At 47.7% G+C, this 16676-nt stretch carries 13 protein-coding genes and 7 tRNA genes; 10 read left to right on the forward strand and 10 right to left on the reverse strand.

Features of this window, described 5'->3' with window-relative positions; all coding sequences use genetic code 11:
* The first annotated feature begins 33 nt into the window (after positions 1-33).
* The 5 genes from recD2 to NX722_RS11960 all read left to right on the forward strand — a co-directional run bounded on the left by recD2 (position 34) and on the right by NX722_RS11960 (position 3979).
* Positions 34-2244 carry an SF1B family DNA helicase RecD2 gene (gene recD2 / locus NX722_RS11940; protein ID WP_262568169.1) on the forward strand — a complete coding sequence of 737 codons (2211 nt, stop codon included), beginning with the start codon at positions 34-36 and terminating at the stop codon, positions 2242-2244.
* 36 nt (positions 2245-2280) lie between these two features.
* Positions 2281-3414 carry a hypothetical protein gene (locus NX722_RS11945; RefSeq protein WP_262568170.1) on the forward strand — a complete coding sequence of 378 codons (1134 nt, stop codon included), beginning with the start codon at positions 2281-2283 and terminating at the stop codon, positions 3412-3414.
* A gap of 208 nt (positions 3415-3622) precedes the next feature.
* Positions 3623-3699 (forward strand) — tRNA-Arg (locus NX722_RS11950).
* Positions 3700-3737: 38 nt separating this feature from the next.
* Positions 3738-3814, forward strand: a tRNA-Arg gene (locus NX722_RS11955).
* Positions 3815-3886: 72 nt separating this feature from the next.
* Positions 3887-3979 (forward strand) — tRNA-Ser (locus NX722_RS11960).
* Positions 3980-4211: 232 nt separating this feature from the next.
* Here NX722_RS11960 and purF read toward each other — a convergent pair.
* Entirely contained in the window at positions 4212-5723 is a 1512-nt protein-coding gene (gene purF, locus NX722_RS11965) for an amidophosphoribosyltransferase (RefSeq protein WP_262568171.1), read from the reverse strand.
* Between the two features lie 259 nt (positions 5724-5982).
* Here purF and NX722_RS11970 point away from each other — a divergent pair, with 259 nt between their 5' ends.
* Entirely contained in the window at positions 5983-6420 is a 438-nt protein-coding gene (locus NX722_RS11970) for a DUF29 domain-containing protein (RefSeq protein ID WP_262568172.1), read from the forward strand.
* 31 nt (positions 6421-6451) lie between these two features.
* Here the strand turns inward: NX722_RS11970 and NX722_RS11975 are convergent, their stop codons facing one another.
* Positions 6452-6964 (reverse strand): CvpA family protein, encoded by a 513-nt coding sequence (locus NX722_RS11975; RefSeq protein WP_262568173.1) that lies wholly within the window; start codon positions 6962-6964, stop codon positions 6452-6454.
* 287 nt (positions 6965-7251) lie between these two features.
* On the opposite strand from NX722_RS11975, the gene NX722_RS11980 reads away from it, so the two are divergent.
* Both NX722_RS11980 and NX722_RS11985 read left to right on the forward strand, forming a co-directional pair.
* On the forward strand, positions 7252-7476 hold the full coding sequence (locus tag NX722_RS11980) for a type II toxin-antitoxin system PrlF family antitoxin (RefSeq protein WP_262568174.1): 225 nt from the start codon (positions 7252-7254) through the stop codon (positions 7474-7476).
* Positions 7476-7889 (forward strand): type II toxin-antitoxin system VapC family toxin, encoded by a 414-nt coding sequence (locus NX722_RS11985; protein ID WP_262568175.1) that lies wholly within the window; start codon positions 7476-7478, stop codon positions 7887-7889. Before NX722_RS11980 ends, NX722_RS11985 begins: the two co-directional genes overlap by 1 nt.
* Here the strand turns inward: NX722_RS11985 and NX722_RS11990 are convergent.
* Both NX722_RS11990 and NX722_RS11995 read right to left on the reverse strand, forming a co-directional pair.
* Positions 7861-8175, reverse strand: coding sequence for a hypothetical protein (locus NX722_RS11990; RefSeq protein ID WP_262568176.1), 315 nt, complete (start codon positions 8173-8175; stop codon positions 7861-7863). The two genes, NX722_RS11985 and NX722_RS11990, sit on opposite strands and share 29 nt — an antisense overlap.
* A 332-nt stretch (positions 8176-8507) precedes the next feature.
* Complete coding sequence (locus tag NX722_RS11995) at positions 8508-12188, reverse strand: autotransporter outer membrane beta-barrel domain-containing protein (RefSeq protein WP_262568177.1); 3681 nt, start codon at positions 12186-12188, stop codon at positions 8508-8510.
* A gap of 13 nt (positions 12189-12201) precedes the next feature.
* On the opposite strand from NX722_RS11995, the gene NX722_RS12000 reads away from it, so the two are divergent.
* Together NX722_RS12000 and NX722_RS12005 are read left to right on the forward strand one after the other, a co-directional pair.
* A complete protein-coding gene (locus NX722_RS12000) occupies positions 12202-12789 on the forward strand; it encodes a hypothetical protein (protein ID WP_262568178.1) in 588 nt (195 codons plus the stop codon).
* 319 nt (positions 12790-13108) lie between these two features.
* Entirely contained in the window at positions 13109-14017 is a 909-nt protein-coding gene (locus NX722_RS12005) for a serine hydrolase family protein (protein ID WP_262568179.1), read from the forward strand.
* A gap of 15 nt (positions 14018-14032) precedes the next feature.
* Here NX722_RS12005 and NX722_RS12010 read toward each other — a convergent pair.
* From NX722_RS12010 to NX722_RS12035, 6 genes are all read right to left on the reverse strand, one after another.
* Positions 14033-14109 (reverse strand) — tRNA-Arg (locus tag NX722_RS12010).
* 23 nt (positions 14110-14132) lie between these two features.
* Positions 14133-14225, reverse strand: a tRNA-Ser gene (locus NX722_RS12015).
* Positions 14226-14249: 24 nt separating this feature from the next.
* Positions 14250-14326, reverse strand: a tRNA-Arg gene (locus tag NX722_RS12020).
* A gap of 23 nt (positions 14327-14349) precedes the next feature.
* A tRNA-Ser gene (locus tag NX722_RS12025) sits at positions 14350-14442 on the reverse strand.
* Positions 14443-14658: 216 nt separating this feature from the next.
* On the reverse strand, positions 14659-14862 hold the full coding sequence (gene csrA / locus NX722_RS12030; RefSeq protein ID WP_262568180.1) for a carbon storage regulator CsrA: 204 nt from the start codon (positions 14860-14862) through the stop codon (positions 14659-14661).
* Positions 14863-15321: 459 nt separating this feature from the next.
* Positions 15322-16563, reverse strand: coding sequence for an aspartate kinase (locus tag NX722_RS12035; RefSeq protein WP_262568181.1), 1242 nt, complete (start codon positions 16561-16563; stop codon positions 15322-15324).
* Between the last annotated feature and the right edge of the window lie 113 nt (positions 16564-16676).

Raw genomic sequence — 16676 nt, forward strand, 5'->3', positions numbered from 1 at the left:
TTTAGAAGCCCGATTACTATAGCAAACCTTTTTATGCAGCACTCTGAACCCTCAGCTATCCGACAACACCCTCAGACTGATCATCAGCCTATAGTGCATCTGCAGGGTTCTGTAGAACGAGTCACCTTCCATAGCGAAGCATCCGGTTTTTTTGTTATTCGGGTAAAGTGCAAAGGTCAACGGGAACTTGTGACAATGACAGGCAATACGCCATCAGTTACCCCGGGCGAGTTTGTGGATGCATCCGGCATCTGGTTTAACGACCACAAGCACGGCGTGCAGTTCAAGGTCAAACAGATTAAAACCGTCACGCCCAATACGCTGGAAGGAATAGAGAAGTATCTGGGCTCGGGCATGGTTAAGGGTATTGGCCCCCACTTTGCCAAACGGCTGGTGAAAGCCTTTGGCGAACAGGTGTTTGATATTATCGAGGAAAACCCTGAACGCCTGATGGAGTTGGAAGGCATTGGCAAAAAACGACGGGAGAAGATTACCTCCGCCTGGTCCGAACAAAAAGTGATTCGAGAAATCATGGTCTTTCTGCAATCACACGGTGTCGGAACAGCAAGAGCGGTTCGTATCTACAAGACCTATGGCGACCAGTCCGTAGAGAAAGTGCGGGAGAATCCCTACCGGCTGGCACTGGATATACACGGCATTGGTTTTAAAACCGCTGACCAGCTGGCACAACAATTGGGTATCGACAGAGATTCCCTGATCCGGGCGCAGGCTGGTGTACGGCATGTGTTGCAGGAACTCTCCGGCGATGGCCATTGCGCCTGGCCTTATCAGGCTCTGGTCAGTGATGCGATACAACTGCTGGACATTCCTGAGAATACGATCCGTGAAGCCATTCAGTGTGAAATAAACGAAGAGCGTTTAACCCCTGAAACCATCAACGAGCAGCCCTGCCTGTTCCTGGCACCACTGCACCGGGCAGAACAGGGCGTTGCCAACCACATCAATCGTTTGCTGGCCGGTCAATCGTTCTGGGCTGATATTGATCTGGAAAAAGCCATTCCCTGGGTGGAAGCAAAAAACGACATTGGGCTATCCGGTTCACAGAAGACGGCAGTGGAACAGGCGATTCGCAGCAAAGTCTGTATTATTACCGGTGGGCCGGGTGTTGGTAAAACGACGACTGTCAACAGTATCCTGAAAATCATTCAGGCAAAGCGAGCCCATGTGACACTGTGCGCCCCGACCGGAAGGGCAGCGAAACGTCTGTCAGAATCTACCAGCCAGGAAGCCACCACCATTCATCGTCTTCTGGACTTTGACCCGTCTGCCTTTGATTTCAAGCGTAACGCCGATAACCCGCTGGAAACCGATCTGCTGATCGTCGACGAGTGCTCCATGGTGGATGTGGTGCTGATGAACCAGCTGTTGCGTGCGGTGCCTGATAACAGTGCTGTCTTACTGGTGGGCGATGTCGATCAGCTGCCTTCTGTGGGTCCCGGCTCTGTACTGCGTGACCTGATTGAATCCGGCAAAGTGCCTGTGGCAAGACTGACTGAAATCTTCCGTCAGGCCGCTACGTCCAAAATCATTACCGGCGCCCATGCCATCAACAGAGGCCAACCTCCAAAGCCCGCGAAAAAAAATGAAGACACTGACTTCTATTATCTGACTGGAGATGAACCGGAAGAACTGTTCCATAAGCTTATGGCGGTGGTCACCCGTCGTCTGCCACAGAAGTTCGGTTTTGATCCGGTCAACGATATTCAGGTATTAGCGCCAATGAACCGTGGCGGTCTGGGAGCCCGAAGTCTGAACGTTGCCCTGCAGGAAGCCCTTAATCCCGATGCTCACCCGAAAGTCACCCGCTACGGCTGGACTTATGCCCCCGGCGACAAGGTGATTCAAACCGTAAACAACTACGATAAAGAGGTGTTTAATGGCGACATTGGTCGGGTAATCAGCATAGATATAGAAGAAGGCGAACTGATGATCAGTTTTGACGGGCGGGAAGTGCTGTACCAGGTCAACGAGCTGGATGAAGTCTCCCTCGCCTATGCCACCACCATCCATAAAAGCCAGGGGTCGGAATACCCCTGCGTAGTCATTCCCATGGCGATGCAACATTACACGTTACTGGAAAGAAACCTGCTCTATACTGGCGTTACCCGTGGCAAGCAGCTTGTGGTGTTACTGGGGCAAGCCAAAGCAGTGGGTATGGCTGCCCGAACCGTAAAATCTACACGTCGGGTGACCAACCTTCAGGCTCGCCTTCAAAGCTTATAATTTCACTTCCCATTGGAAACTGTTCAGGCATTTTGTATGAGTGAATACCAGTACTACGAATTTGTGACTGTCGACAGACAGCTCTCCCACGATGAAATGGATCAGCTCCGCAGCATTTCTACCCGTGCAGATATTTCCTCCACCCGTTTTTGCAACACCTATAACTATGGAGACCTGAAGGCAGAACCGGAACGGATGCTGCTGGATTATTTTGATGCCTTTGTTTACGTCTCCAACTTCGCCTTTCAGCGTTTTATCATCAAACTGCCTAAAGAGTGTTTCAGTGCCGATTTACTGAACCCTTACTTCCCCGGTGACGGCTACCAATGTGCTGTTAAATCCAAAAAGAATCATTGGCTGCTGGAGTTTACCTATTCCAACGAAAATGGTTATGACGATGATGGTTGGGTAGACGGTGAAGGCTGGATGGGCAGGTTGCTATCCATTCGTAACGAGCTGATTAAAGGCGACTATCGCAGTTTATATTTGGCGTGGCTGGCAGAAGTCGAACATCTGGATCGTATTGATGACCTGCCCGTAAATCTTCTTGAGCCTTCCGTCCCCGCCGGGCTTGGCCAACTGACAGCCAGCCAGAGTGCTTTGTGTGAATTCCTGAAACTACCTGCTCATATCGTTGAAGCGGCTGCCCGTGGCACTGCTGATACGGATACACCAGAGCTTGGAGAGCTGGTCAGTGAGTGGCTGTCTCACCAAGCTGCTGAACAGTGCCAAAATATCCTCAGAGAACTGTTGCTGGACGAAACCGGTGTCGTACGAACAAAACAAATTGCGACGATTGTACAAAGCCACAATGATTCTCTTTCTTCTGAACCGTCTCAATCCCGAACGGTTACCGACCTCAAACAGGATGCCAAAGCCATCCGTCAGAAAATGGTTGAAGCCGAACGTCTGAAAAAGCAAAAGGCACTTGAAAAACAGATCGAGGAAGTCGCCGCCAGAGAGCCTGCTTACTGGAACAGGCTCGAAGAACTGTTTGAAAAACGGGGTAGCTCTTCTGTTTACAGTGAAATCAGGGAAAAAGCCAGAAGCCTGAAACAGGTCGCCCAGTCAAAAAATCGTCTGGCTGATTTTGAGCATCGCGTCTGCCTGATCAGAGAAACATTCTGCAAAAAGAAAAAGCATCTTCAGGAGTTGGAAAAAGTACTCTGACCAGTCAATGTTGTCTGAGTCAAATCAGAGAGCCAGTGGCTGTAAATGTCTACCCTAAGAGCCCGCCTAACCTAATATCGAGTTAACAATAGGCGGGAAGGTCGGATATTTTGAGAAGTTAATATTTTCGATAAAAATCAGATGATTAGAATAATAATCGTTGACTCGTTCCGATGGAATCTCTATAGTTCGCCTCCGTTGACGCAAGGCGCTCGTAGCTCAGCTGGATAGAGTACCTGGCTACGAACCAGGCGGTCGGAGGTTCGAATCCTCCCGAGCGCGCCAAGTCAACACAATGTGAGATGCTTTCATGCGAAAACACTGCGTCCGTAGCTCAGCTGGATAGAGTACCTGGCTACGAACCAGGCGGTCGGAGGTTCGAATCCTCCCGGACGCGCCATTTTATTAATTAAATGGCTAAACAAGTGTTTGAAATTTAACGACAATTGTTGTTAATATTGAATCATCAACTGGTGAGGTGGCCGAGAGGCTGAAGGCGCTCCCCTGCTAAGGGAGTATACGGTTTGTAGCCGTATCGAGGGTTCGAATCCCTCCCTCACCGCCATACTCCCCTTCTAAGTTGCTGATTCTGCAACAATCTATTTTTCCAAAATTCTCAATTTTTCTAATGCTCAATTTGAAAAAATTGCCCATTGCCCTGATTCGTATTGCTATTCGCTCAAGGCAAGAAAGAAAAACAGAGTTTTACAGATTAGCCAACAAAGCCTGATCGCTTTTAAAACCAAAAAAACCTGCGCACTGGCAGGTTTTTTTGGCTTATGGGCACATCAAGTTAGTTACGCCACTTCTTCCTCATTATGAATATCCATAACAGAGTCACTTTGCTCAGAGCTACGGGTCTTCTCGTTTCGACTGGCGGCAAGGCGATTAAGATAGTCTTTATTGATACCACCTGCCACATACTTGCCATCAAAAACAGAACAGTCAAAATCATCAATCTGGGGGCGAAGAGAAGATACCGCCTTCTTCAGGTCCGTAAGATCCTGATAAATCAACCGGTCAGCCCCAATGGCCTTTTCCACTTCCTTCTCTGTACGACCATGAGCAATCAACTCTTCGGAGGTTGGCATATCTATACCGTAGACATTAGGGAAGCGAATGGCTGGCGCAGCCGAGCAAAAATAGACTTTGCGGGCGCCACCCTCACGAGCCATTTCAATAATCTGCTGACAGGTAGTACCCCGCACAATGGAGTCATCAACAAGCAAAACGTTTTTGCCCTCAAACTCCTGGCCGATGGCATTGAGCTTCTGACGAACACTTTTCTCCCTGACTTCCTGCCCGGGCATAATGAAGGTGCGCCCAATGTAGCGGTTTTTCACAAAGCCTTCACGATATGGCAGACCCAGACGGGTAGCGATCTCAAGAGCGGAATTACGGCTGGTATCAGGAATGGGCATAACGACATCAATATCGTGGTCTGACCATTCCCGCAGGATTTTGTTGGCCAGCGTCTGCCCCATGCGCAGGTGTGCCTGATAAACAGAAATACCATCAATAATGGAATCCGGACGAGCCAGGTAGACATATTCGAACATGCAGGGTCGGCTAACCCCTTCTATACAATGAAAGCTATGCAGTTCGTTGTTACCATCAACAAAAATGCATTCTCCCGGCGCTACGTCCCGAACCAGTTCAAAACCTGAAGCGGTAATGGCGACAGATTCAGACGCAAACATATATTCAACGCCCTTCCCGGTCTCTCGCTTGCCGTAAATCAATGGCCTAATGCCATAAGGGTCTCGAAATGCCAGTATTCCATGACCGTTAATCATACTGATAACGGCATAACCACCTTCGCAGCGTTGATACACCTGCCTGACCGCTGTAAAGATATCATCAGGCCTTAATTCCAGCTTGGCGACTTTGGACAGTTCGTGAGCCAGAACATTCAAAAGCACTTCAGAGTCAGAGCGGGTATTGATATGGCGAAGGTCGGTCTTGTACAGCTCTTCCTTGATCGCATCCGCATTGGTCAGGTTGCCATTGTGCGCCAGCGCAATACCGTAGGGCGAGTTCACGTAAAAAGGCTGAGCTTCCGCAGAACTGGAAGTGCCTGCCGTGGGATAGCGAACATGGGCGATACCCACATTGCCACTTAATTTTTTCATATGGCGGGTACGGAATACATCACGTACAAGACCATTATCTTTTCTCAGGAAAAAATGACCATCGCCCTGGGTCACCATTCCCGCTGCATCCTGCCCCCTGTGCTGAAGCACGGTCAGTGCGTCGAACAACAGCTGGTTAACATTAACCGTTGCCGAGATACCGACAATTCCACACATTTAAAACATCCTCAGGCTTGATCAGTCATTCTGAGCCACATTTGGGTTAAATCCTCCATGAGGGCTTAGAACATTCATAGTCTCATTAGTTCCGGGCAGCCCGGAATGAATTTGCCTGTTCTCCGGGGCTGTTGTGTTATCTCTTGAGACAGCGCATTAAAATACCATGACCAGTGAGATTAAAACAGCGCAGGGGGGGTAAATTGCAGAGGGGATAAAAAACTTCTAGAGTAGTCAGACAAGGGATTAGAGGGCTGGAATGATGTCTGATTTATACAACACTGATTTTTACAGCTGGACTCAGGCACAGGCGAAGCTTTTACGGGAGGGTCGCCTGAATGAGCTGGATCTGGACAATATTCTTGAGGAAATCGAAAGCATGGGCAGAAGTGACTACCGCGCCCTTGAGTCTCGTTTTACCGTTTTATTAATGCACCTGCTGAAATGGCAACACCAGCCAGAAAAGCGGGAAACTGGTCACAGCTGGGAACACACCATTAAAGAGCAGCGGAAACAGATTCGACGATTGCTAAGAAAAAACCCCGGACTAAAAAGCAGGATACCCGAAATTCTCACCATCGCTTACATGGACGCCGTTGAAGACGCCCATGACGAAACCGGGCTGGATGTTTCTGTTTTCCCGGATGTGTGTCCCTGGAATTTCGAAACCATCATGGATCAAGGTTTCTGGCCTTAAGCCCTATGAGCGATATGTATCAGGAGCAACTTCATAAAGTCACTGACGGAATTTCCTGCATGCCGGGCTCTACGATATTAATCACGGTCTGTTTCGACCAGTCTGCCAGCATAATAAAATGAGGCAGAAGCACTGAGTTTTTCCAGGCAAGGTCATTTTCCAGTGGTGCAAAGCTCATCAACCCAACCAGAAGAATCACCAGCAAACAGCCTCTCAACGCGCCAAAGACCATACCCAGCAAACGGTCGGTTCCCGTTAACCCTGTCGCCTGAACCAGAGTGGCGAAGATCTTATTCACCAGACCACCCACCAGTAAGGTAGCCATAAACAATAAAACGCTACCAGCGATTAAGCGCAACGACGGTGTTTCTATAAAGTCATTGAGATACAGTGACAGACTTCCGCCAAAAGACCAGGCGATAAACAGAGCAGCAATCCATGTTACTAAAGACAGAACCTCTTTAAAAAAACCTCGTTTCAGGCTGATCAGGGCTGAGACGATGATAATGGCGGTGATGATCCAGTCGATCCAGGTGAAGGTCAAGAGTCGGGCTCCCTTACAGGCTAGTTTTCAGAAGCCTCTTACCGTTGCATCAAATTTTGTCAGTAAAAAGCTCAGTCCATTGAATGAGTCTTGTTCAGTGAACTCATTGGGCGGGTATTTTATACGACTTTATGTGGTTGTCACCAGCCGGTGTTTATTTGCTTGCGCTCGGGGCGAGGTTCGTTTTGACCGGAATACGAAAGCAAGCCTGAATTATTTGTCATCTATGAATTTATTAGCTATTAATCTATTACTTATTAAATCATTGCAGAGAGGCTTTAGTTAAGATGAAAATCACCTCACAAGGCCAAGTCACCATACCAGCCAGCATTCGCAAAAGTCTTGGTCTGTTACCCGGCGACAGGGTACTTTTTATTAAAAATGACAAAGGGGAAATCGTAATCCGTAAGGCTCAGGAAGATGCTCGTGATCCAGTGGAAGAGGCTGCTAGCCAGTTCAAGCTTAACATGAGTGCTGATGAGCTAATGAAGCTGTTGAGGGATGATCACTAATGAAAACCATATTGCTGGATACCTGTGTGATTCTGGATATACTGGATCAGGAAACCAACTGGCACCAGTGGTCGAAAAATACATTACGAGAACTTTCACACACCAGCAACCTGGTTATAAATCCCATTATATTTTCAGAACTGTGCGCAGGTATGGCATCTCCACAGGAGGTACTCGCCATGCTGAAGTCACTGACCATTACAGAACAGCCTTTAACCCACGAAGCTCTGTTTCTGGCAGCAAAAGCGTTTCTTCAATATCGCCGCAGGGGTGGAAGTAAAACCGGGGTATTACCCGACTTTTTCATTGGCGCACAGGCTGCTGTCTGCAGCTGGGAGTTAATGAGCAGAGATAAGGGACGTTACACCAGCTACTTCCCAACCGTCAGGATGATCTTGCCTGAGGTGCATTGACTGATTGAGTGCCAGAAGTTTCATAACTACCAACAAGGTTGGCAAGAAACAAAGGTAAGGTGAAAGCCAGCAGCATACCTCCCGGATATTCATAGATTCGATTGCCGTCGAACATCAGAGCGACCATCATACCCATCACTACGAAATCCCGGGAGTTGGGCTTGGCCTTCATAATGTAGATTTCGTAAGGACGTTTAAAAACACACAGCAGAAACAATAACAACCCAACAAGACCACCAAAAAACAATGTACTGATATAAATAGAGTGCCAGTGAGCAACTTTCATCCCTCTTCATACAATATTACTCGGATCTGCTGCTATGCCATGGCCAAACAGTATTTGTTGAATTGCCGGAAAACGCTGTACATGGCAGATCGGCGAAAATGTCCATAGTAGGACAACCACCCTGTCAGCATGGGCTATTTCCCTGAAATAAAAGCCTGTCTAAATCAAGGTGTGGGAAAAAGACCGCTTACAGGCTTCTTTCAGTCTGACGGATTTGCTGGCTTCGCTGGGCAAACAAAAAAAAGCCCCGCAAAAGCAGGGCAAGAAGTTCAGGTCTTGTTACAGACACTGGTGGTTAAAATTATGTCTGGCCATAAACGACCAGCTCTAAATCAGAAGTCGTAACGAACACTACCTACAATACCGTGAGCGGTGTAGTCACCCTGCCAGTTGTAATCGTAGTTCAGACCCAGAGTCAGGTTGTTGTTCATTTCATATTTCACACCAACACCTGCCAGAACACGGTTCTGTTCACGATCTCTACCACTAACATGATAAGTTCTGCCACCATTCAGGAAAGTACCCTGCACTTCAGGCTTTTTATCTTTAAAATCGTGGTAACCCATCAGAGTAAACTCGGGCTTCAACATGCCATTAGCAACATCATAATCAGCCATTAACTTCAGACCTGCACCGAGCTCCATAACTTCAAAGTCATCCAGTTTCACAGACTGTGGAAGAGGACCTTGATCTTGCTTTTCCTTGAAGTCATCGAATTTAACTTTCACATAGTTAAATTCTATCTGAGGCTGAATCAGCCACTGGTTGAACTGGTAGTTGTATCCACCGACAAGACGAGCCCCGAGAGTATCACTCTTGGTATCAGATTTATAAGTACCCTGGCTCGTCTTCCGCTTCATGTCGATATCGCCGCGTCCATAGCTCCACATGGTATCGAAGAAGTAATTCTCCATGGTCCAGCCAGTGTAAAGAGTACCCATGTAGGTATCGCCACTGGCGTCACGGCCGGATTTATTGGTTTCTGTTTTCACATCACCGTATGTAAAGGCAAAACCAACGGTCAACTGGTCATTAAGCAGTGCATCAAGACCAAGGTTAATACCATTCACCTTGTTCTTGAATCCACGGACGTCACGTTTGTCGTCCATTTCACCGTCACTGTAAAAGTACTCACCCCAGACGCCTTTTGATTCAAACATATCACCCGTAGCAATTCCGGTGCGATGTCTGTTCAGATGACGACTGATGGACTGATTAGCCTTCTGAGTAACCGTTACTGCTGCCATTCCCATACCCACATGTGGGTCCCACTGGTTCTCTGAAGCGATTTTCTGGTAACCAACTTTCTGAATAGCACCAAACATCTCCTTACCGGCGTCACCACCCGCTTCCAGAGAAGACAGTAAGGCTGCGGATGCTACTTCAGCATCATTACTACTCATATTAAACACTGAACGGAAAGCACTCCGAGGATCAGGGTTGAATCTCAACTTGATTTGATAGGAGCCAGGAGAGCCGAGAGGAGTAACCGCAGGAACTGGAGCCACATTGATCAGTGGATACTCGCTGACAGGAGCCTCAAACTTTCCGTCCATGGACTGGTATTCAACAACCTTCAAGTCATAGCTACCTGTCGGATCCTTTTTGTACTCATCGTACAAATCCTTTGATACTTTATAAGTTTGCTCATTATTCAGTTTATCAGGTCGCAGATAAACTCTGTTGCCACCCTTGAGCTTCAGTACACCACTACTACCAGCAATGTTCATGTAGGCAACTGTCGGGTCAGCCTTGCCTGAATTGAAGTCAACGACGGCAGCCAGACCACTTCCCTTCTCGAAGGTTACATCACCTTCTACTTGGACTGGTGATTGGCTTTTGTCCAGATTAGATTTTGCAATGTCAAATACAACACCACTCTTAACATCAACCTTAACCTTAACCTTGCCTTTAATGACAACTGGCTTGACATCCGTTTCCTCAACTTTGCCGGCATCCACTTTACCCAGTTTGCTGCTACCAGGCATCAAGTGAACCGGTCCGGAAATGGTAAATGACTTCACATCTTCGACATTACCACCCTGATAAGTACCGGACTTCATCTCGACAGTAGAGCCATCAAAGGCATTGTCGCCACTAAAAGGTTTGGGAACTGGAGAACCAGTCAGATTACCTTCCAACAGACCACCATCAAGGACAATGCTGTGGAAGCCATCAACATCGTGAATGACGGTCGTACCGTTACCAACAGTCAAATCAAGTTTTTCACTACCATAAATGGTGTTACCAGTTTTGGAATACTTGCGAAGATCAGCCCCCTGCTCCAGAACCAGCTTGTTGATCAGCTTGTCCTGTTTTGGGTCTTTTGGGTCTTTTGAGCCAATACGGTCTGACATCAAAGTACCAGCAACGGTTCCTTCTTCGAAGTCTTCAACGTTAGCCCAGACTTGAGAACCCATACCAACTTTGAAGGTATCTACCGCATCCTCCTCCACCTCCTTGGTTGTCTGCTGTCCATTCTTACCTGTCGTTGTCTCAATAAAGGTTTTTTTCAGGTTTGCGCCACGGATAGTCGTGAGGGTATCTACGCTTCCCCCAGGTATCGCTTCTTTATGGCTAATAACTGACTTACCTTCAACAACTAGATTCTGAGCAACGATCTGTACTGGGCCTGTCGGAATAGAAGCCATATTGATAACAGAGTCTTTAATGGTCATATTTTCTGCAGCAGCATTTACACCAAGACCATCAGACTTAAGGTTAGAGGATGTAATGGTGACATCCTGAAAGCCCTCGACATTCAGATTACTATTCTTGAGTCCCTCAAAATTCGCGATCGTGCGCTTACGAGCAATTACTGGTCCTGCTGCACTTTGTGTTGAATTACCCCTTATAGCGGTATCTTTATAAGCAGCCGCAACAACTTGCAGAGCGGTTTCTTTATTGGCCGTCTTATTATAACCTGCAACTTCAGAATCCTTGATCGAAACCTTAGACGCACGCACTACTCCTTCTGCATGAAACTTAGAGTTCTCGACGACAAAGGTATCAACCGGATTATCTTCACTACCAATTGATTCCTGATAAAGATCAGAGTCTTCAGCGACAATGTAAGTACCATAAGGGTCTTTAGGGTCTTTGGCTTTAGCACCCTTGGGAGTAGCAAAGTGCACACCAGGCAGTGGAGATTCTGGGCTGGTTTTAACACCATCCAGCTCTACCGTTCCTCCGGTAAATACTACGTCCGTTGAATTAGCAGCAGCAGCGGAAGCATCAAACAACTCAGGAACATCGTTCTGAACGCGATCCATAAAAGCATCGTAAAGCTCAGGAACACGCAGATCATAGCCTTTAAGTCTGATCACCTCAGGAGCAACATGCCCGTTCTGAGCTTTGGGGTCTTTTACCAGAAATATCTTCCTGAAATCGTCCCGAGACAGACCGTCCAGCTTTTTCCTGGCTTCTGTAACTCTTGCCTGGAATTTAGCAGGATCTTCCCCTTGAGCTTGCACTGGTGAAGCATCAAGACCCACTTTTGATGCATCAGCTGTGACACCTTCAGACGTCTTACGCAGAGCAGCAAAGTCGACCTTTTCTGCAGGTTCAGCATTTTTTTCCTGAAGAACTACACTCGGACCTGATTTATTAACTGCAGCACCCTGAGTGGCAGCCAGCAGAAAATTATCTTTAAGACCTAACTTGTTTTGATTTGCCTTTGCAAAGGCCACCAGAGATTCTCTGGCTTTTTTCGCATGCTCCTCAGCTTCTTTGACTTTGTCTTTTAAGTCAGCAACTTTTTTAGCCTCATCTTTTTTTACATTAGCTGTTTTAGGCTTCTGATTTGCATCATAATCATTTGCAGCTATGGCTTCAGCGCTTGCTAACTTTTTATTTAAGTCATCAACGTCATCATCTGCTTTTTGCAGATGATCTAATAAACCTTTAGATGAATACTGAATCGACTTGGTGTGATAATCGCTACCCGTTAATCCGTTGAATTTATCTTTTAGCAGTGCAAGATGTTCATTAATTTCCTTATCGTTACCCTGCACAAAGGTAATTGGATTGAACGACTTAGGCTGTTGCTGGCCTGTCGCAGTTGTACCCGAAGTAGACGCGGTCGGCGGCGTGGTGGACGCGGTCGGCGGCGTGGTGGACGCGGTCGGCGGCGTGGTAGACGCGGTCGGCGGCGTGGTAGACGCGGTCGGCGGCGTGGTAGACGCGGTCGGCGGCGTGGTAGACGCGGTCGGCGGCGTGGTGGACGCGGTCGGCGGCGTGGTGGACGCGGTCGGCGGCGTGGTAGACGCGGTCGGCGTCGGGGTGGACGCGGTCGGCGTCGGGGTGGACGCGGTCGGCGTCGGGGTGGACGCGGTCGGCGTCGGGGTGGACGCGGTCGGCGTCGGGGTGGACGCGGTCGGCGTCGGGGTGGACGCGGTCGGCGTCGGGGTGGACTTGGTCTTCTTCGGGGCGGACTTAGTCTTCTTCGGGGTGGACTTAGTCTTCTTCGGGGTGGACTTAGTCTTCGTCGGGGTAGACGTGGACAACGACGGTGTTGCTTTGGTCGTTGACGACGTCGAGGTGGAAGTGGACGGTGACGGATTCAGCGTTGTCCCCCCTCCTTTAACAACTTTAGCTTGTGTAACTGTCCCATAACCACCAAATGCCGAAACTACGGCTAAAGAAAGCAGTGTTTTTTTAAACACCTGAACTTGTTTCATTACTCCAACTCCAACTTCTAGTCTGGATTTTATGCTCGTTGAATTATCTCGATTTTGAGCTCTATCAAATGAAAAAAAGTGTCAGGCACACAGCCTGAAGGCTCGGTATCCTACAGTTGGCAGCTAATAAACTTAAATAATATTTTCGAATTAAAAAAACACTTTTAAATCTGTTAGCACCTTATAAAGAAAGAAACTTTACAAGGGTTGTCAGAAGCACTATTTTTATTTGTTTTTTTAAAAAATATAAAAAAATGCAAACACAACAATTAGTCAGTGGTATTATTGTTTCAATAAAAACATTGATAACTAAAAATAAAATGCGTCATTTTCATTTATTCTTGATACTGGTTTTATTTCTTTTTTCTGGCTGCCAGACAACCGAGTCACTGAAAACCAGCACACAACTTGCTAGACAGAAGCATCTTAGTATCCAGATAATTCAAACCTCAGGCTTTCCTATCATGGCGATGCAGCCAGGTTTCGACAAGTCATCGGACATACTGAGAATTTATATCGAAGGGGATGGTAAAGCATGGATGCGCAGTGGGCGCCCGTCTTCAAACCCAACACCAGTCAACAGACTGGTTCACAAAATCATGACTAAAGATGAAAAAAGAGATATTGCTTATCTAGCCCGACCCTGCCAGTTTATTATGCAGCCAGACTGTTCTTCATATATCTGGACTTTTGGAAGGTACGACCAGAAAGTTATTGATTCAATGAACGAAGCAATTACAAAGCTCAAGCAACAATACGACTTTAAACAACTTGAACTGATTGGTTACTCTGGCGGTGCTACTATCGCACTAATCATTGCAGCCAAACGAAACGACGTCATCAGTGTTCGCACTGTTGCAGGAAACCTTGACCCTGAATTCACCAACAATTTCCACAAAGTCAGCCCCATGCCAACCGCACTTAATCCAGTCAGCTTTGCCAACAACCTGAAGCAGGTGCCACAAATTCATTTCTATGGTGAAAATGACCCGATTATCCCCAAAGACATCAGTGATCATTACTTAAAATATTTTGTCGATTCAACCTGCATACAAACAGTGCTTGTTGAAAAGGCCAGCCATCACGACGGATGGGCAAAAAAATGGGCAGGGTTATTAACAAAAGAAGCACAGTGTAAAACAAAAAAAGCCCACATCTATTGATATGGGCTTAAATTATGGCGCGCTCGGGAGGATTCGAACCTCCGACCGCCTGGTTCGTAGCCAGGTACTCTATCCAGCTGAGCTACGAGCGCGCAAAACTTTGTATTCAATTGTATGGCGGTGAGGGAGGGATTCGAACCCTCGATACGGCTACAAACCGTATACTCCCTTAGCAGGGGAGCGCCTTCAGCCTCTCGGCCACCTCACCGTCAGAACCATCACTGGTTAAATATGGCGCGCTCGGGAGGATTCGAACCTCCGACCGCCTGGTTCGTAGCCAGGTACTCTATCCAGCTGAGCTACGAGCGCGCAAAACTTTGTATTCAATTATATGGCGGTGAGGGAGGGATTCGAACCCTCGATACGGCTACAAACCGTATACTCCCTTAGCAGGGGAGCGCCTTCAGCCTCTCGGCCACCTCACCGGGAACGCCGGCTATGTTACCTTCAACATCCTGAAATGCAAGCTTTTTATTAAGAAAGCTATTAAGCGACAACCGTTATATGTTTATCATCAAGGTCATTCTGCCCATCAATGATTGATGGGCCATATACACATACAAAAACACCTGACTAAAAAGTCAGGTGTTTTATCAAACCGCAAATTCTTAACCATTCGAATTGACTGTCTTTTTTAAGTATCAGTAATTCTCAGGGCTGGAAACAGGAACTCCGTGCTCTTTTTCCTTCTGGATTCGCTGGTATATCTCTTCGCGGTGAACGGCGACTTCTTTGGGGGCATTCACTCCAATACGCACTTGGTTACCTTTTACGCCCAGTACAGTGACCGTGACCTCGTCCCCAACCATCAGGGTCTCTCCTACACGGCGAGTCAGAATCAGCATTACAATCTCCTTATTTACATCTCTGTAAGTCAACGACCGTCAATCCTGAGCACGGCGGTGCAATGGTTGTATCCCCGAGCAACCCGTTTTATGGAAGAGTCGCTTTGACATCAACAAAAAAGAGGCGAAATGACAGGGGCGGTTAGCCCTACCCTGGTTTCTACTCCTATGACTGCCTTGTTATCAGCCCGGGCATAACTTATGCCTACCCGCCGATTTATGCTTAAGAATTATCCAGCACAACAAGTCTAGTCGCCGAACTCAACATTTCCATGCGTATTTTTACTAGCAGAGAAATGTATTCATAAATCATTCAAATTTAAAACAGCATGTTTGAGCACAGACAGTCTAGTTGATATATCTGCGCCCGTTGGGAATGACAGTAGTTTTTTTCCTATCGACCTTCAGGATCGATGATACCCCGACGCCATCACACCCCAGTCAAGGTATGTCCGGAGATTAGACACTGTTTTCGGCTGCTGGTTCCTTATCCAGCTCAAAAACGGAGTGCAGGGCACGCACAGCCAGCTCCAGATACTTCTCAGCAATAATCACAGACACCTTGATTTCAGAGGTGGAAATAATCTGAATATTAATTCCTTCAGAAGCCAGTGCCTGAAACATACGGGTGGCCACGCCAGCGTGAGAACGCATGCCAACTCCCACGATAGAGACTTTAGCAATCTTGCTGTCGCCATCATGCTCCCTGGCACCCAACTCTTCACAAATCTGTGCAACAACATCCATGGTACGTTGATAATCGTTGCGATGTACGGTGAAGGTAAAATCGGTTGTGCGATCGTCTGCCACGTTCTGTACGATCATATCGACTTCAATATTGGCAGCGCTTACAGGCCCCAGTATACGTGATGCCACACCCGGAATGTCCGGCACTCCCTTGATGGTGATTTTGGCTTCATCTCGGTTAAAGGCAATGCCGGATACAACCGGTGATTCCATGGCGACGTCCTCCTCCAGCGTGATCAATGTACCAGGTCCTTCCCGGAACGTGTGCAACACTCTTAAATTAACATTGTATTTCCCGGCAAACTCCACAGCACGAATCTGCAGTACCTTTGAACCGAGACTGGCCATTTCCAGCATCTCTTCAAAAGTAATCTGGTCCAGTCGGCGAGCGCTGTCGACCACTCTCGGGTCGGTGGTATAAACACCATCAACATCGGTGTATATCTGGCATTCGTCGGCTTCCAGTGCTGCCGCCAGAGCAACAGCCGTGGTGTCTGAGCCACCCCGTCCCAGAGTGGTAATATTCCCGTCAATGTCACACCCCTGAAAGCCAGCCACAACCAGCACGCGACCTTCTGACAGGTCGTGCTGCATGCGTTCAGTGTCAATTTTCCGGATACGGGCTTTGGTGTGAGCATCATCGGTGGTGATGCGAACCTGCCATCCGGTATAAGACCGGGCCGGACAGCCTCTCTCTTCCAGGGCCATGGAAAGCAGTGCAATCGTGACCTGCTCTCCGGTGGACAGAAGGACATCCATCTCTCTGGGCGAAGGTTGCTTCTGAATGGTGGTTGCAAGATCGGTCAGGCGGTTGGTTTCACCGCTCATGGCGGAAACGACCACGACAACGTCATGCCCATTATCCCTGAATCCTTTCACCTTGTCGGCTACTCTCTGAATGCGATCCAGATCGCCCACAGAGGTGCCGCCAAACTTTTGTACTAACAGCGCCATTTTTATTTCTTACATCATTGTGCCGAGTCAGGAATTTAACACGAATGGTCATAGGTAAAAAGCTATCCATTACAATAGATCCCGTCAGACAAGCCCCTTACCGGAGTAAGGGG

Source organism: Endozoicomonas gorgoniicola (assembly GCF_025562715.2).
Lineage (GTDB): Bacteria > Pseudomonadota > Gammaproteobacteria > Pseudomonadales > Endozoicomonadaceae > Endozoicomonas_A > Endozoicomonas_A gorgoniicola.

What these genes read in the sequence shown, in the direction of transcription:
- NX722_RS11985 (WP_262568175.1), top strand. Translation starts at nt 7,476, where the DNA reads ATGAAAACCATATTGCTGGATACCTGTGTGATTCTGGATATACTGGAT.
- NX722_RS11980 (WP_262568174.1), top strand. Translation starts at nt 7,252, where the DNA reads ATGAAAATCACCTCACAAGGCCAAGTCACCATACCAGCCAGCATTCGC.
- NX722_RS11945 (WP_262568170.1), top strand. Translation starts at nt 2,281, where the DNA reads ATGAGTGAATACCAGTACTACGAATTTGTGACTGTCGACAGACAGCTC.
- recD2 (WP_262568169.1), top strand. Translation starts at nt 34, where the DNA reads ATGCAGCACTCTGAACCCTCAGCTATCCGACAACACCCTCAGACTGAT.
- NX722_RS12005 (WP_262568179.1), top strand. Translation starts at nt 13,109, where the DNA reads ATGCAAACACAACAATTAGTCAGTGGTATTATTGTTTCAATAAAAACA.
- NX722_RS11970 (WP_262568172.1), top strand. Translation starts at nt 5,983, where the DNA reads ATGATGTCTGATTTATACAACACTGATTTTTACAGCTGGACTCAGGCA.
- NX722_RS11990 (WP_262568176.1), bottom strand. Translation starts at nt 8,175, where the DNA reads ATGAAAGTTGCTCACTGGCACTCTATTTATATCAGTACATTGTTTTTT.
- NX722_RS12035 (WP_262568181.1), bottom strand. Translation starts at nt 16,563, where the DNA reads ATGGCGCTGTTAGTACAAAAGTTTGGCGGCACCTCTGTGGGCGATCTG.
- csrA (WP_262568180.1), bottom strand. Translation starts at nt 14,862, where the DNA reads ATGCTGATTCTGACTCGCCGTGTAGGAGAGACCCTGATGGTTGGGGAC.
- purF (WP_262568171.1), bottom strand. Translation starts at nt 5,723, where the DNA reads ATGTGTGGAATTGTCGGTATCTCGGCAACGGTTAATGTTAACCAGCTG.